The 14063-nt window shown below is 39.2% G+C and carries 13 protein-coding genes; 11 read left to right on the plus strand and 2 right to left on the minus strand.

What is annotated here, in order from left to right; translation table 11 throughout:
* Positions 1-44 precede the first annotated feature (44 nt).
* The 8 genes from rpsD (at position 45) to BIZ36_RS18705 (ending at position 8965) form a co-directional block, all read left to right on the plus strand.
* Positions 45-650: a 30S ribosomal protein S4 gene (rpsD, locus tag BIZ36_RS18670; RefSeq protein WP_187459390.1), complete on the plus strand. Its 606-nt coding sequence runs from the start codon at positions 45-47 to the stop codon at positions 648-650.
* 18 nt (positions 651-668) lie between these two features.
* Entirely contained in the window at positions 669-1661 is a 993-nt protein-coding gene (locus BIZ36_RS18675; RefSeq protein WP_187459391.1) for a DNA-directed RNA polymerase subunit alpha, read from the plus strand.
* Positions 1662-1722: 61 nt separating this feature from the next.
* Positions 1723-2262, plus strand: coding sequence for a 50S ribosomal protein L17 (rplQ, locus tag BIZ36_RS18680; RefSeq protein WP_187459392.1), 540 nt, complete (start codon positions 1723-1725; stop codon positions 2260-2262).
* Between the two features lie 96 nt (positions 2263-2358).
* Positions 2359-3480 carry a glutamine-hydrolyzing carbamoyl-phosphate synthase small subunit gene (gene carA / locus BIZ36_RS18685; protein WP_187459393.1) on the plus strand — a complete coding sequence of 374 codons (1122 nt, stop codon included), beginning with the start codon at positions 2359-2361 and terminating at the stop codon, positions 3478-3480.
* 117 nt (positions 3481-3597) lie between these two features.
* Positions 3598-4890 (plus strand): phosphopyruvate hydratase, encoded by a 1293-nt coding sequence (gene eno / locus BIZ36_RS18690; RefSeq protein WP_187459394.1) that lies wholly within the window; start codon positions 3598-3600, stop codon positions 4888-4890.
* Positions 4891-5016: 126 nt separating this feature from the next.
* Complete coding sequence (locus BIZ36_RS18695) at positions 5017-6552, plus strand: glycogen synthase (protein WP_187459395.1); 1536 nt, start codon at positions 5017-5019, stop codon at positions 6550-6552.
* A gap of 119 nt (positions 6553-6671) precedes the next feature.
* Positions 6672-7958, plus strand: coding sequence for a citrate synthase (locus tag BIZ36_RS18700; RefSeq protein ID WP_187459396.1), 1287 nt, complete (start codon positions 6672-6674; stop codon positions 7956-7958).
* A gap of 92 nt (positions 7959-8050) precedes the next feature.
* Positions 8051-8965 carry a dimethylarginine dimethylaminohydrolase family protein gene (locus BIZ36_RS18705; RefSeq protein ID WP_286174975.1) on the plus strand — a complete coding sequence of 305 codons (915 nt, stop codon included), beginning with the start codon at positions 8051-8053 and terminating at the stop codon, positions 8963-8965.
* Here BIZ36_RS18705 and BIZ36_RS18710 read toward each other — a convergent pair.
* Positions 8962-9366: an ACT domain-containing protein gene (locus BIZ36_RS18710; RefSeq protein WP_187459397.1), complete on the minus strand. Its 405-nt coding sequence runs from the start codon at positions 9364-9366 to the stop codon at positions 8962-8964. The two genes, BIZ36_RS18705 and BIZ36_RS18710, sit on opposite strands and share 4 nt — an antisense overlap.
* Before the next feature lie 108 nt (positions 9367-9474).
* Between BIZ36_RS18710 and ctlX the strand changes: the two genes are divergently transcribed.
* Positions 9475-10401 carry a citrulline utilization hydrolase CtlX gene (gene ctlX / locus BIZ36_RS18715; RefSeq protein WP_187459398.1) on the plus strand — a complete coding sequence of 309 codons (927 nt, stop codon included), beginning with the start codon at positions 9475-9477 and terminating at the stop codon, positions 10399-10401.
* A 3-nt stretch (positions 10402-10404) separates the two neighbouring features.
* Here the strand turns inward: ctlX and BIZ36_RS18720 are convergent, their stop codons facing one another.
* Positions 10405-10866, minus strand: coding sequence for an Lrp/AsnC family transcriptional regulator (locus BIZ36_RS18720; protein ID WP_187459399.1), 462 nt, complete (start codon positions 10864-10866; stop codon positions 10405-10407).
* Between the two features lie 158 nt (positions 10867-11024).
* Between BIZ36_RS18720 and metE the strand changes: the two genes are divergently transcribed.
* Both metE and BIZ36_RS18730 read left to right on the plus strand, forming a co-directional pair.
* Positions 11025-13328, plus strand: a complete 2304-nt coding sequence (gene metE / locus BIZ36_RS18725; protein WP_187459400.1) for a 5-methyltetrahydropteroyltriglutamate--homocysteine S-methyltransferase — start codon at positions 11025-11027, stop codon at positions 13326-13328.
* Positions 13329-13450: 122 nt separating this feature from the next.
* A complete protein-coding gene (locus BIZ36_RS18730) occupies positions 13451-14062 on the plus strand; it encodes a hypothetical protein (RefSeq protein ID WP_187459401.1) in 612 nt (203 codons plus the stop codon).
* Position 14063: the final 1 nt, after the last annotated feature.

A 14063-nucleotide genomic window follows, 5' to 3' on the forward strand; every position in this document is an offset into this window, starting at 1 on the left:
AGGATAAGCCTTAATTCATAATCACATTTCCAAATTATTAGAAAATGGCAAGATATACAGGACCTAAAAGTAAGATAGCCCGTAAATTTGGTGAGGCAATCTTTGGAGACGACAAGTCTTTTGAAAAGAAAAATTATCCCCCAGGACAACACGGTAATAACAGACGTCGCGGAAAGAAGTCTGAGTACGCGGTGCAGTTGATGGAGAAGCAAAAAGCGAAGTATACCTATGGTATCCTTGAGAAGCAATTTAGAAACATTTTTGCCAACGCCAAGAGAAAAGAAGGTGTTACAGGTGAAATTTTGCTTCAGTTATGTGAGTGTAGGTTAGATAATGTTGTATACCGTATGGGTATTGCCCCTTCAAGAAGAGGAGCAAGACAATTGGTTAGCCACAGACACATTACAGTAAATGGTGAGTTGGTTAACATTCCTTCATATACTTTAAAAGCGGGTGATGTTGTTGGTGTTCGTGAGAAATCTAAATCGCTTCAAGTGATTCAAGATTCATTGGATTCCCAAAGTAATGTTTATGAGTGGATAACCTGGAACTCTGAAAAGAAAGAAGGTACTTTTGTTTCTGTGCCAGAAAGAATTCAAATTCCAGAGAATATCAAAGAACAATTAATAGTTGAGCTTTACTCTAAATAACATAGAACACTAATTCATATGGCATTATTTAATTTTCAGAAACCCGATAAAGTAATAATGATCGATTCCTCGGATTTCGAAGGTAAGTTCGAATTTCGTCCTTTGGAACCTGGTTATGGATTAACTGTTGGGAACGCACTAAGAAGAGTATTGCTTTCTTCTTTGGAAGGACATGCGATTACCTCTGTTAGAATTGACGGGGTAGAGCATGAGTTTTCCGTTATTTCGGGGGTTGTTGAAGATGTTACCGAAATTATATTGAACCTTAAGCAGGTTCGCTTTAAGAAACAAATAGATGATTCCGAGGCTGAAGTAGTTTCTATATCCGTTAGTGGTAAAGAACAATTGACTGCTGGTGATTTTCAAAAATTCATTTCTGGATACCAAGTTTTAAACCCGGATTTGGTTATCTGTAACATGGATTCCAAGGTGAGCATTAACATGGAAATTGTTATAGACAAGGGCCGTGGTTATGTTCCTGCTGAGGAAAACAAGAAATCCAACGCTGCTTTAGGAAGCATCGCCATAGATTCAATCTTTACTCCTATCAAAAACGTAAAGTATAGTATTGAAAACTTTCGTGTGGAGCAAAAGACCGATTATGAAAAATTGGTTTTCGAAATAGTTACAGATGGATCTATTCACCCTAAAGATGCTCTTACTGAGGGAGCTAAAGTTTTAATACACCACTTTATGTTATTCTCTGATGAGAGAATTACTTTAGAAGCTGATGAAATAGCGCAAACGGAAACTTACGATGAGGAGTCCTTGCATATGCGTCAGTTATTAAAGACTAAATTGGTAGATATGGACCTTTCCGTTCGTGCCCTTAATTGTTTAAAGGCTGCGGAAGTAGATACCTTAGGTGATTTGGTTTCCTTTAATAAGAACGATTTAATGAAGTTTAGAAACTTTGGTAAAAAGTCTCTAACGGAGTTGGAAGAATTGGTCATCAACAAAGGTCTTAGCTTTGGAATGGACCTTTCAAAATATAAATTAGATAAAGATTAATCGATATTTCTTACAGGATAGGGATACACCCTCAGTTGGAGAAATACAATAGACTATAAAAATGAGACACGGTAAAAAGGTCAATCATTTAGGAAGAAAAACAGCACATAGAAAAGCTATGTTGGCCAATATGGCTTCTTCCTTGATCGAGCACAAGAGAATCAACACTACGGTGGCAAAGGCAAAGGCGCTGAAACAATTTGTTGAGCCTTTGATAACAAAAGCCAAAGCTGAGAACAACATCACTGCTGAAAAGGGTACGCACAACCGTCGTATCGCTTTTAAGAGTTTGCGTAACAAATACGCAGTAACTGAGTTGTTTAGCAACGTAGCAGAGAAAGTGGGCGATCGTCCAGGAGGTTATACTCGCATTATAAAATTGGGTACCCGTCTTGGGGATAACGCTGATATGGCAATGATCGAGTTGGTTGATTTCAACGAACTTTACAATGCTGGCAAGCCTAAGAAGAAAACTACGAGAAGAAGTAGAAGAGGTGGCAAAAAGCAGGAAGAAGAAAATGTAGTAGCTCCTGCGGCCCCTGCTGAAAAGGCGGAAGCACAGGCAGACGTTGAAAATGTTACAGACGATTCAGAAGAATAAAATGAATAGTGTCACATAACACATTGAAAAGGATAAACTTAATAGTTTATCCTTTTTTTATGTTTAATTTTGAAAACTTTGAAATAGGAAAATTATATGAAGTATCAATCTAAGAGAAAAGCACTTTTATTGTTGGCCGATGGTACCATTTTTTATGGTAAATCTGTCGGGGATGTTGAAGGAACTGCCTTTGGCGAGGTATGTTTTAATACAGGAATGACCGGTTACCAGGAAATATTTACAGACCCTTCCTATTTTGGGCAACTCATGGTAACCACCAACGCCCATATAGGTAATTATGGAACGGTAGCAGAGGAAGTAGAATCGGATTCGGTTAAGATTTCCGGTTTGATCTGTAGAAATTTCAGCTACGAATATTCAAGGCCTAGAGCAGATAAAAGTTTAAAGGATTTTTTAAGTGAAAACAATCTTTTTGCCATTTCTGATGTAGACACCCGTGCTTTGGTAAGCTACATTCGTGATAATGGAGCAATGAATGCTGTAATATCTACCGATGTTCAGAATATAGATAGCCTTAAAAAGCAGTTGGCGGAAGTGCCCAGTATGGAAGGTTTGGAATTGGCCTCGAAGGTTTCAACTAAGGAACCTTACTTTGTGGGCGAAGATACCGCCACTTATAAAATAGCCGCTTTGGATATAGGAATAAAAAAGAATATTCTTAGAAATCTGGCTAAGAGGGATGCTTACATTAAGGTTTTTCCTTACAACACTTCATTTGAAGAAATGAATGCTTGGGGGTCAGATGCATTTTTCGTTTCAAACGGACCAGGTGATCCGGAACCCCTTACCGATGCCATAGAAGCTGCCAAGAAGATGATCGAAAGTGATAAACCCGTCTTTGGAATTTGCTTAGGTCACCAGGTAATCGCTTTGGCAAAGGGGATATCCACCTATAAAATGCATAACGGACATAGAGGAATTAATCACCCAATTTTAAATTTGGTTACGGGTAAGGGAGAAATTACTTCCCAAAACCACGGTTTTGCCATTAATAGGGAAGAAACCGAGGCCAATGCAGATGTTGAGATTACTCACGTACATTTAAATGACAATACAGTTGCCGGGATAAAGCTAAAGGAAAAGGATGTATTCTGTGTTCAGTATCATCCGGAAGCGAGCCCTGGGCCACACGATGCCGATTATCTTTTTGATCAATTCTTTGATTTGATCAAAAACAAAACGGTTCAAACGGCATAGGTTAAATCATTGTTATTTCCCCTTAAATATCAAGGTTGGGATAGCAGCCCAACTATGGGGGTTTTGTATATTTGTTCACCTTGAAAAACAATACTTTTTCCAACTAAAAATAATTATATGAGTATTATATTAAGCGTACACGCAAGACAAATTTTAGATTCAAGAGGTAACCCGACTGTGGAAGTAGATGTGGTTACTGAAAATGGTGTAATGGGTAGAGCTGCGGTGCCTTCTGGGGCTTCCACAGGCGAGCACGAAGCAGTTGAATTGCGTGATGGCGGTGACACTTTTATGGGTAAAGGTGTTAGTAAGGCGGTTGAAAATGTAAATACTTTGATTTCCGAAGAGATTTTGGGTATGTCCGTTTTTGAACAAAACCTTATCGATCAGGTGATGTTGGATTTAGACGGTACTCCAAATAAATCAAAACTTGGAGCTAATGCTATTTTAGGTGTTTCCTTAGCAGTTGCCAAGGCTGCTGCCAATGAATTGGGAATGCCTTTATATAGATATGTGGGCGGTGTAAGTGCCAATACACTTCCGGTTCCTATGATGAATATTATTAATGGAGGTTCTCACTCAGATGCCCCTATTGCTTTTCAAGAATTTATGGTAATGCCGGTAAAGGCAAAGAATTTCACTCACGCTATGCAAATGGGAACGGAAATTTTCCATAACCTTAAAAAGGTTTTGCATGACAGGGGTTTAAGTACGGCTGTGGGTGATGAAGGTGGTTTTGCGCCTAATTTGGCCGGTGGTACCGAAGATGCATTGGATACAATTGCAATAGCTGTTGATAAAGCAGGATATAAATTAGGTGATGAAGTAATGATTGCCTTGGATTGCGCCTCTGCAGAGTTTTATGTGGACGGAAAGTATGACTATACCAAATTTGAAGGTGATAAGGGAAGTGTAAGAACTTCTGAGCAACAAGCAGAATATCTAGCCGAACTTTGTGCCAAATACCCAATTATCTCCATAGAGGATGGTATGGATGAAAATGATTGGGACGGTTGGAAAACCTTAACCGAAAAAGTAGGTGACAAAGTACAATTGGTTGGTGATGATTTGTTCGTAACCAATGTTGAGCGTCTTTCAAGAGGTATTGATCAAGGTATTGCTAATTCCATTTTGATCAAAGTAAACCAAATAGGTACCCTAACGGAAACAATTGCGGCTGTAAACATGGCGAAAAACGCCGGATATACTTCTGTAATGAGCCACCGTTCTGGAGAGACAGAGGATAATACCATTGCAGACTTGGCTGTTGCACTTAATACAGGTCAAATTAAAACTGGTTCTGCCTCTAGGTCTGATCGTATGGCCAAGTACAATCAACTTCTCCGCATAGAGGAAGAGTTGGGGGATACGGCATATTATCCACAAGAAAAAGCGTTTAAGGTTAATTGATTATTAACACATTCGAAAAAAATTAGGCCTTTCTTTTCATTTATTATTGAAGAGAAAGGCTTTTTTTTGGATGATATGCAAAGTTTACTTACCTTTTTGCTTTAACGAATAACCTTCTTCCTTTCAATGAATAATTTTCTTTTTGTAGCTGCCGAGAATGATGCAATTCCTGATTGTAAAGCGGGAGGTATGGGCGATGTGGTTAGAGATGTTCCTAGGGAAATAGCTAAACGCGGAGATAAAGTACATGTGGTGGTTCCTTCTTATTCAAGGATTCATAGGAACGGCGCTTTTAGAACCAATCTTAATTTTAGGCTAAGGGGTACGGATTATTCTGCGGAACTATACTCGGTGCCTCCTAAAAAGGATGTTGAAAACATCATTCATTACGCCATACATCACCCTGAAATTACGGAAGGTGGCATTGCCCATATTTACCATGATGATCCAACGGAACCATTTTTTAACGATTTTATAAAGTTCATTATTTTTAACACTGCGGTGGCCGAAGCAGTAAAAATGGGTGCTTTTGGAGATTTGGATATTGTGCATATGCATGATTGGCATTCAAGTGCCATGCTTTTTTTAAAGACCTATCATCCGGAGTATCACGTGCTCAAAAAAATGAGGTACGTATATAGTATTCATAATTTGGCTATTCAAGGCATAAGACCTTTTTATGATAATTACGCATCCGTCCATAATTGGTATCCAGAAATTGAATTGGACCATAATGCCTTAAAAGACCCTCGCTACCAAGATTGTATCAATCTTATGGCAGTAGGTATTCGCTTGGCAGATTCGGTTCATACGGTATCTAAAGCGTACAAAGAGGATGTGTTGCTTCCAAGTGCGAGACCAGAATTCGTTGGTGGTGAAAGTCTGGAAGGAGACCTCAGGAATGCTGAAAATGAAGGTAGGCTTTACGGAATTCTTAACGCATCCAACTATTCAAACGTTAGACAAGCGGAGAAGGGGCTTCTTTATAGAAATACGGTAAAAGCCTTATTTCGCTGGCTTCAAGATGAATCCAAAAAATACAAAGCAGATTTTCTGGCCCACACAGGGGAGAAAATCATGGAGTTCGTAACAAACAGACCTAAATTTATTATGTCAAGTGTTGCGAGGTTAACCGAGCAAAAATTCTACTTTTTGATGCGTTCCCCGGAATCTTTGGAAAGGATATTGGATAGGCTAAAGGAGGTAGATGGAATCTTTATGCTTTTAGGTACCGGTGATCCTGATTATGAACAGTTGTTTAGGGACATGAGTTATAAACACAAGAACTTCATTTTTACCAACGGTCAGTCTGAAGATTTGATTGATTCCATGTACTTGGAGACAGATTTGTATTTTATGCCTAGCTTGTTTGAGCCATGCGGTATTAGTCAAATGTTGGCTATGCGTAACGGTAATCCCTGTTTGGTACACCATACCGGTGGTCTAAAGGATACCGTGGAGCATATGAAAACCGGCTTTGCTTTTGATGGAAAAACATTCAATGCAAAATTGGAAGATATGGTCAATAAGTTTGATGAAGCTCTACACGTTTGGGAGCATGATAAGGACACTTGGAAAAAAATCAAGGCGAACGCCAAAAAAATGAGGTTCACTTGGGAAAAATCCTTAGATGAGTATTACAGTAAATTATATCTGTTGTAATATCTACAAATTACATTTAAAAAGTGTTGTTAATAAAGGGTGAAACCCTAAGCTATTATTGTTAGGATTACCCTTTTTTCTTAATTTTACCGTTCACTTAAAACTAGTAAATACTACAAATGTCAGATAAAGCTACTTTAGAGTACAAAGGTCAGAAATATGAATTTCCGGTAATTACAGGTTCAGAGAATGAGTCTGCCATCGATATAAAAACATTACGCTCCGTTACTGGTGGTATGATAACCATTGATCCTGGTTATAAAAACACAGGTTCATGTTCTAGTGCCATTACTTTTTTGGACGGTGAAAAAGGAATCTTGAGGTACCGTGGCTACTCTATTGAGGAGCTGGCGGAAAAGGCCGATTTTCTTGAAGTAGCTTATCTTCTTATTTTTGGCGAATTGCCAAATAAAGAGCAATTAGAGAAATTTCATAAGGACATCAAGGAGGAATCCCATGTAGATGAGGAAATGAAGAAAATTTTGGATAGTTTTCCAAAGTCTGCACACCCTATGGGTGTTCTGTCTTCTCTTACTAGTGCTCTAATTGCCTTTAACCCTTCAACGGTAGACGTATCTTCTGAAAAGGACATGTACGAGGCCATTGTAAGAATCCTGGCCAAATTTCCAGTATTGGTAGCTTGGACCCTAAGAAAGAAAAAAGGATTGCCACTTGATTACGGAGATGACACTCTAGGGTATGTTGAGAACATTCACAAGATGATGTTCAAAAAGCCGAACCAAGAGTATAAAAGGAATAAGATAGTAATAGATGCGTTAGATAAATTACTTATTCTTCACGCTGATCACGAGCAGAATTGTTCAACGTCTACAGTGAGGATAGTAGGTTCTTCGCACGCTGGTTTGTTCGCATCGCTATCTGCTGGTATTTCTGCTCTTTGGGGGCCATTACACGGTGGTGCTAACCAAGCCGTTCTTGAAATGTTGCAAGCTATTGAGGAAGATGGCGGGGATACCAAAAAATACATGGCAAAGGCTAAGGATAAGGAAGACCCTTTCCGTTTAATGGGCTTTGGACATAGAGTTTACAAAAACTTTGACCCAAGAGCCAAGATCATTAAAAAGGCGGCGGATGAAGTTTTGGCAGATTTAGGTATCGAGGATCCTATTTTGGACATAGCCAAGGGATTGGAAAAAGAGGCTTTGGAAGACCAATATTTTGTGGATAGAAAATTATATCCTAACGTGGATTTTTACTCCGGTATAATTTATAGGGCATTGGGTATACCAACAGAAATGTTCACTGTAATGTTCGCTCTAGGTCGCTTGCCGGGTTGGATTGCTCAATGGAGGGAAATGAGACTTCGCGGCGAGCCAATAGGAAGACCAAGACAAGTATATATTGGAGAGACGCTTCGTTCTTTTGTAGAGGTTGATAAACGATAAGCATTTCCTTTAAAAATAGTAATGCTCTTTCACCTTAGTGAAAGAGCATTTTTTTTGCGCCAAATGCTACCTTTGCGGTACTAAATGTTTCAATGATGCTAAAGCTTAATGTAAAGGATGAGATTTCACGATTAAGGTCCGTGGTATTGGGAACGGCCCATAGTTGCGGACCAGTGCCCAGTCCGGAGGAGGCTTATGACCCTAAATCCCTGGAGCATATTTTGGCAGGTACCTATCCGGAAGAAAGTGATATGGTAGCAGAGATGGAAGCATTTGCCAAGGTTTTTCATAAGTATGGTGTTAAAGTTTACAGGCCGGAGGTCATAGAAAACTGTAATCAAATTTTTTCTAGGGACATTGCTTTTGTAATAGAAGATAAGCTTATCATAGCAAATATCCTCCCTGATAGGGAGCAAGAGGTAGACGCTATATTGCATGTACTGGAAGAGGTGGACAAAAAAAATATTATAAGGCCTCCTGAGGAAGTACACGTAGAAGGCGGTGATGTAATGCCTTGGAACGACTATATATTCATTGGTACCTATACGGCGCCCGATTATCCATCTCATATTACGGCTAGGACAAATAAAGAGGCCGTTGAGTTTATATCCGGGCTTTTTCCAAATAAAACGGTTAAATCTTTTGAATTACGAAAGTCTAAAAATGCCAAGGAGAATGCCTTGCATCTTGATTGTTGTTTCCAGCCCTTGGGCAAGGGAAAGGCAATCTTGCATAAAAATGGATTTTTGGTTGAAGAAGAATATGAATGGCTGGTAGATTTTTTTGGGAAGGAGCATATTTTTGAAATCACCGCGGAGGAGATGTACCATATGTTCAGTAATGTTTTTTCTATTTCGCCGGAAGTAGTGGTGTCCGAGAAGAATTTTACGAGACTCAATAATTGGCTGAGGGAACAAGGGTTTACCGTGGAGGAAATTCCCTATGCTGAAATAGCCAAGCAAGAAGGCTTGCTAAGATGTAGTACGCTGCCCTTGGTTCGGGACTAAATATTGCAGTTTTTGGAGATTTTTGAAAGTACGTCAATTGCTTTTCTGCCATCTTCAACAGCTACAAAAATATGGTCATGATGGTAACCGGCTACCACATTGCAGCCAATATGGTTCTTGGCTAGTTCTGATGAGAAAACTGCAGTTAAACCTACGGCTTCCAGAGAAGAGTGTACTTTGAGGGTAATCCAGGAAGCTACAAAATCATAAGAAAATTCAAATTCATTTGCCTTGCTTTGAGATAAGATATAGGTATTTCCTTCAGCTTCTTTGAAAAAACAGATGCAATGGTCTAAGGCCATAGCGTTCGGTTCTTGGAGGTTGATGAATACATATTCACCCTCGTTTAGTATGGGATCTAACGAAGAAAGTAATATGTTCAAATTGGTTTCTCCTGACATATAAATAGATGATGGAAAGTTCAGATGAAACTACAAATAAGTTTTGTTTTTTAAAGTCAATTCTGCAGCTTAAAAAAATTACATTTGCACCCTAATAAGTAAGATTTTATGCAAATTACCAATTCTATTTTAATGGTGCGTCCCGTTGATTTTCGTATGAACGAACAAACTGCGGTCAACAACTATTTTCAAGAAGGATTAGATTTAGAGAATGCAAAAATCAATAAAAAGGCGCAAAAGGAATTTGATGCCTTTGTATCTGTGTTACGCGAAAAGGGTGTGAACGTCATTGTTGTACATGATACGTTGGAACCTAGCACGCCCGACTCTATTTTTCCGAATAATTGGATTTCCTTTCATTCCAATGGTACTGTTGCCCTGTATCCTATGTTTGCTGAAAATAGGAGAAGTGAAAGAAGGGAGGATATTCTTGATTTACTGGAAGAGCAAGGTTTTCGCATAGATAATATTATAGATTATACTTCTGCAGAAGACGACGGTGTTTTTCTCGAGTCTACCGGTAGCATGATTCTCGACCGCGTGAACAAAAAAGCCTATTGCGCCTTGTCTGAAAGGGCAGATGAAGAACTTTTTATTGAATTTTGTGAGGATTTCGAGTTTACGCCCGTAGTTTTTCAAGCTAATCAGGCAGTAGATGGTAAACGGATGCCTATTTATCATACCAATGTAATGATGTGTTTGGCAGACGATTTTTCTGTTATTTGTTTGGATGCCATCGATGATAAAAAGGAAAAGAATAACGTGGTTCAGCATTTAAAGGGTGATTGTAAAGAGGTCATTACCATTACCGAGGCACAAATGCATCAATTCGCAGGTAATATGCTTCAAGTTCAAGGAAGCAATATGGAACGTTTTCTGGTGATGAGTTCGGCGGCCTACCATAGTCTCGCCAAAGATCAGATTGCCAAAATAGAAAAATACTGTCAAATTATTCACAGTTCTCTAGAAACGATTGAAACGTGTGGCGGCGGAAGTGCCCGCTGTATGATGGCCGAGATTTTCTTGCCTAAGTAATAACTATAAAGGAATTGCGTACGTGTGCTTGATAACCCCCATGACAAAAGTGCTATGTACGCTCCCAATATTCTTAATAGACCCTAAATCATTGATTACAAAAGATTGATAGTGTTTCATATCACGCACGAAAATTTTTAGTAAAAAATCATAATCCCCAGAAACGTTATAGCACTCCGTTACCTCTTTTAACGATGTGATATCCTCTACAAATTGATTCCCTATTTTTTTGGTATGTTGTTTTAAGGTTACATGGCAAAATACGATGAACGACTTGCCTACTTTCTCTGCGTTTACTAGGGCTACATACTTTTCAATAACACCTTCCCTTTCCAATCTTTTTATCCGTTCATAGACCGGTGTTGTCGATAGATTTACCTGCTGAGCAATTTCTTTGGTGGTCAATTTACCATCGGTTTGTAGCAAATTCAATAGCTGTAAGTCTGTTTCATCTAAGGTAAGCATAGAAAATTTATCTTTTTATGAAGCTTTGGGTCTAGTGTTTTAGGTAAAATGTCCTGTAAAATTATTAATAATAGTTTTATATTCTAAGTTTATTTATAATTAAAGTTTAAAAATCTTCAATATGTAATTTTGGCGGAGACTTTAAAAATCGTCAACTTATGAAATCTATAGTATTGGGCTACCCTAGAATTGGGAAAAAAAGAGAATTGAAAAAAGCTACTGAAGCATATTGGAAAAAGTACATCTCTGAAAATCAGCTACAGGAAACGGCTAAAGAAATCAAGAAAGCAAATTGGCTTGAACAGCAGCATGCTGGTGTCGATTTGATTTCTTCCAATGATTTTTCCCTTTATGACCAAATGCTTGATATGTGTATCACATTGGGAAGCATCCCCAAAAGATTTCAAGATTTAGTAGGGCTCAAACAATATTTCGCCATGGCCAGGGGCTTGCAAACGGATAAAGTGGATGTCACGGCCATGGAAATGACCAAATGGTTTGATACCAATTATCACTATATCGTGCCTGAGTTTACCACAGGTCAAGCTTTTTCACTGAATCCTGAAAAAATAATCAAAGAAATTCGAGAGGCAAAATCCTTGGGTATAGAAACCAAACCGGTAATTATAGGACCTATTACCTTCTTACTGTTAGGTAAAGAGAAAGTGGAAGGTTTTCATCGGCTTGATTTGCTCTCTTCTTTGCTTCCCATTTACCAGAAGCTATTCAATCTAATTGCCGCGGAGGGAGTTGAATATGTACAAGTTGATGAACCTGTCTTGGCCCAAGATTTAGAAATTAAGGAGCAGTTAGCATTTAAAAAAGCTTATTCCTACTTCGCTAATAATAGAAATGGAATTAAACTTATTTTAGCAAATTATTTTGACTGTTGTGGCGATAACTTGAATCTTGCCCTAGACTTACCGGTAGAGGTGCTGCATTTAGATTTGGTTCGCTGTCATTTGCAATTAGATGATATTTTGGCACATCCGCTCCTAGATGGTCAAAAAGTACTATCGCTGGGGGTGGTTGATGGCAGAAATATCTGGAAGAACGACTACGAAAAATCGCTTCGATTGATTGAAAAGGCAAAAAGAAAGGTGGGTAGGGCTAATCTATGGGTGGGTACCTCTTGCTCTCTCTTGCATAGTCCGGTCGCGCTTTCTTTGGAAAAAGATAATGAGCAATTAGATGAGGTAAAAAAATGGTTGGCTTTCGCCGAAGAAAAATTGAGTGAAGTGGTCACTCTTCAGAAACTGGCCAATGAGGATACTGATGAAAGCCTCTTAGAGGAGTTAAAAGAAAACCAACGAATTCAAAAATTAAGGCGTAGTTCCAAAGTGATACACAATGCATTGGTAAAAGAACGCGTAGAAAATCTAACGGAACAGGACGCCCAACGATTATCTACCTTTCAAGAACGGCAGATAATTCAGCGAAGGGAATTGAACCTGCCTTTGTTTCCGACCACTACCATTGGTTCTTTTCCTCAGACCCAAGAGGTTCGGGTGCAACGAAGAAAGTTTAAAAAGAATGAAATCTCGTCTCAGGCATATGATGCATTTTTGATGAAGGAGACCGAAAAGGCAATTAATTTTCAAGAGGAAATAGGATTGGATGTACTGGTACATGGCGAATTTGAACGAAATGACATGGTTGAGTATTTCGGAGAAAGTTTAGAAGGTTTTGCCTTTACCCAGTTCGGTTGGGTACAGAGTTACGGTACCCGTTGTGTAAAACCTCCTATAATTTTTGGGGATGTGTCCAGGCCGGAGCCAATGACGGTCAAATGGTCTTCCATTGCCCAAAGTTTGAGTAAAAAAAATGTAAAAGGAATGTTGACCGGTCCCGTTACCATTTTACAATGGTCGTTTGTGAGAAATGACCAACCTAGGGCGGTGACCTGTAATCAGATTGCTTTGGCTATAAGGGATGAAGTATGCGATTTGGAAAAAGCGGGCATTAAAATCATCCAAATAGATGAGCCCGCTATTCGTGAAGGTTTACCTTTGAGAAAAGATGACTGGGCCAACTACCTTCAGTGGGCAATAAAGGCGTTCCGTATTTCGGCAAGTGGGGTTGCAGACGCAACTCAAATTCATACGCATATGTGTTATTCGGAGTTTAATGATATCATTGATGACATTGCCGGTATGGATGCCGATGTGATTACCATTGAAACATCGCGTTCTAAAATGGAATTATTACAAGCTTTTGTGGATTTTAAATATCCCAATGAAATTGGGCCTGGGGTGTATGATATTCACTCTCCAAGAGTGCCCACTGTACAAGAAATGGAACATTTACTTTTAAAGGCCTCGGAGCTCTTACCAATAGAAAACCTTTGGGTAAATCCCGATTGCGGACTTAAAACACGTGATTGGCCAGAAACCAAGGCGGCTCTTGAGAACATGGTGGGCGCAGCTAAAGGCCTTCGTAAGAAACTATTGCAAGAAGTATAAAAGGCTAGTTTTACTGAACCAAAACCAAATAATTGTTGGTTCATTCAATTATTAATTAGGTGGATACTCCATAAAGATTTATCTTGAGGGTTGTCCGCCTTTTTTTGGTTTAAGATTTTTAAATGAATCGTATCGTAGTTCTCTTAGTTATTTTTTCCTTAGGTGCTTTTTATTTGATTGGGTCAAATAAAGAACCGCCTTTAGAAGCTTATACTGTCATTCCGGAAGTAAAAATAGATTCACTTACTGCAGAGAGAGCTTACGAGGAAGTGATGAATGTGTTGATGCATCCGCGATGTATGAACTGTCACCCCACAGATGACATTCCAAAACAGGGAATGGACAGGCATCCACATTACTTTGGGATGTCTAGGGGAAAAGAAAACAAAGGTTTTTCGGCCACCAAATGCGCTACTTGTCATCAAGAAGCAAATAATTTGAATTCAGGTGTGCCCGGTGCTCCACATTGGTCTTTGGCACCTGCTTCCATGGGTTGGCAAGGTCTTTCGAGGTCGGAAATTGCCCAGAGACTGTTGGACCCAGAAACCAACGGAGGAAAATCGCATAAAGAATTGGTTACCCATATGACGGAAGATGAGCTGGTGCTGTGGGCGTGGAACCCCGGAGTGGATGCCAATGGTATCCCGAGGAAAAAGCCACCCATATCCGAGGAAGAATTTAAAAAAGCAGTGGAAAAATGGTTTGATGAAGGGGCGCCCGTTCCTTCCAAATAAA

The organism is Cytophaga sp. FL35 (assembly GCF_014349235.1).
Lineage (GTDB): Bacteria > Bacteroidota > Bacteroidia > Flavobacteriales > Flavobacteriaceae > Euzebyella.

Excerpts from the sequence above, each read along its gene's own strand:
- BIZ36_RS18695 (WP_187459395.1), top strand. The coding sequence starts at position 5,017 with ATGAATAATTTTCTTTTTGTAGCTGCCGAGAATGATGCAATTCCTGAT.
- BIZ36_RS18700 (WP_187459396.1), top strand. The coding sequence starts at position 6,672 with ATGTCAGATAAAGCTACTTTAGAGTACAAAGGTCAGAAATATGAATTT.
- metE (WP_187459400.1), top strand. The coding sequence starts at position 11,025 with ATGAAATCTATAGTATTGGGCTACCCTAGAATTGGGAAAAAAAGAGAA.
- rplQ (WP_187459392.1), top strand. The coding sequence starts at position 1,723 with ATGAGACACGGTAAAAAGGTCAATCATTTAGGAAGAAAAACAGCACAT.
- eno (WP_187459394.1), top strand. The coding sequence starts at position 3,598 with ATGAGTATTATATTAAGCGTACACGCAAGACAAATTTTAGATTCAAGA.
- BIZ36_RS18710 (WP_187459397.1), bottom strand. The coding sequence starts at position 9,366 with ATGTCAGGAGAAACCAATTTGAACATATTACTTTCTTCGTTAGATCCC.
- BIZ36_RS18730 (WP_187459401.1), top strand. The coding sequence starts at position 13,451 with ATGAATCGTATCGTAGTTCTCTTAGTTATTTTTTCCTTAGGTGCTTTT.
- BIZ36_RS18720 (WP_187459399.1), bottom strand. The coding sequence starts at position 10,866 with ATGCTTACCTTAGATGAAACAGACTTACAGCTATTGAATTTGCTACAA.
- carA (WP_187459393.1), top strand. The coding sequence starts at position 2,359 with ATGAAGTATCAATCTAAGAGAAAAGCACTTTTATTGTTGGCCGATGGT.
- ctlX (WP_187459398.1), top strand. The coding sequence starts at position 9,475 with ATGCAAATTACCAATTCTATTTTAATGGTGCGTCCCGTTGATTTTCGT.
- BIZ36_RS18705 (WP_286174975.1), top strand. The coding sequence starts at position 8,051 with ATGATGCTAAAGCTTAATGTAAAGGATGAGATTTCACGATTAAGGTCC.
- rpsD (WP_187459390.1), top strand. The coding sequence starts at position 45 with ATGGCAAGATATACAGGACCTAAAAGTAAGATAGCCCGTAAATTTGGT.
- BIZ36_RS18675 (WP_187459391.1), top strand. The coding sequence starts at position 669 with ATGGCATTATTTAATTTTCAGAAACCCGATAAAGTAATAATGATCGAT.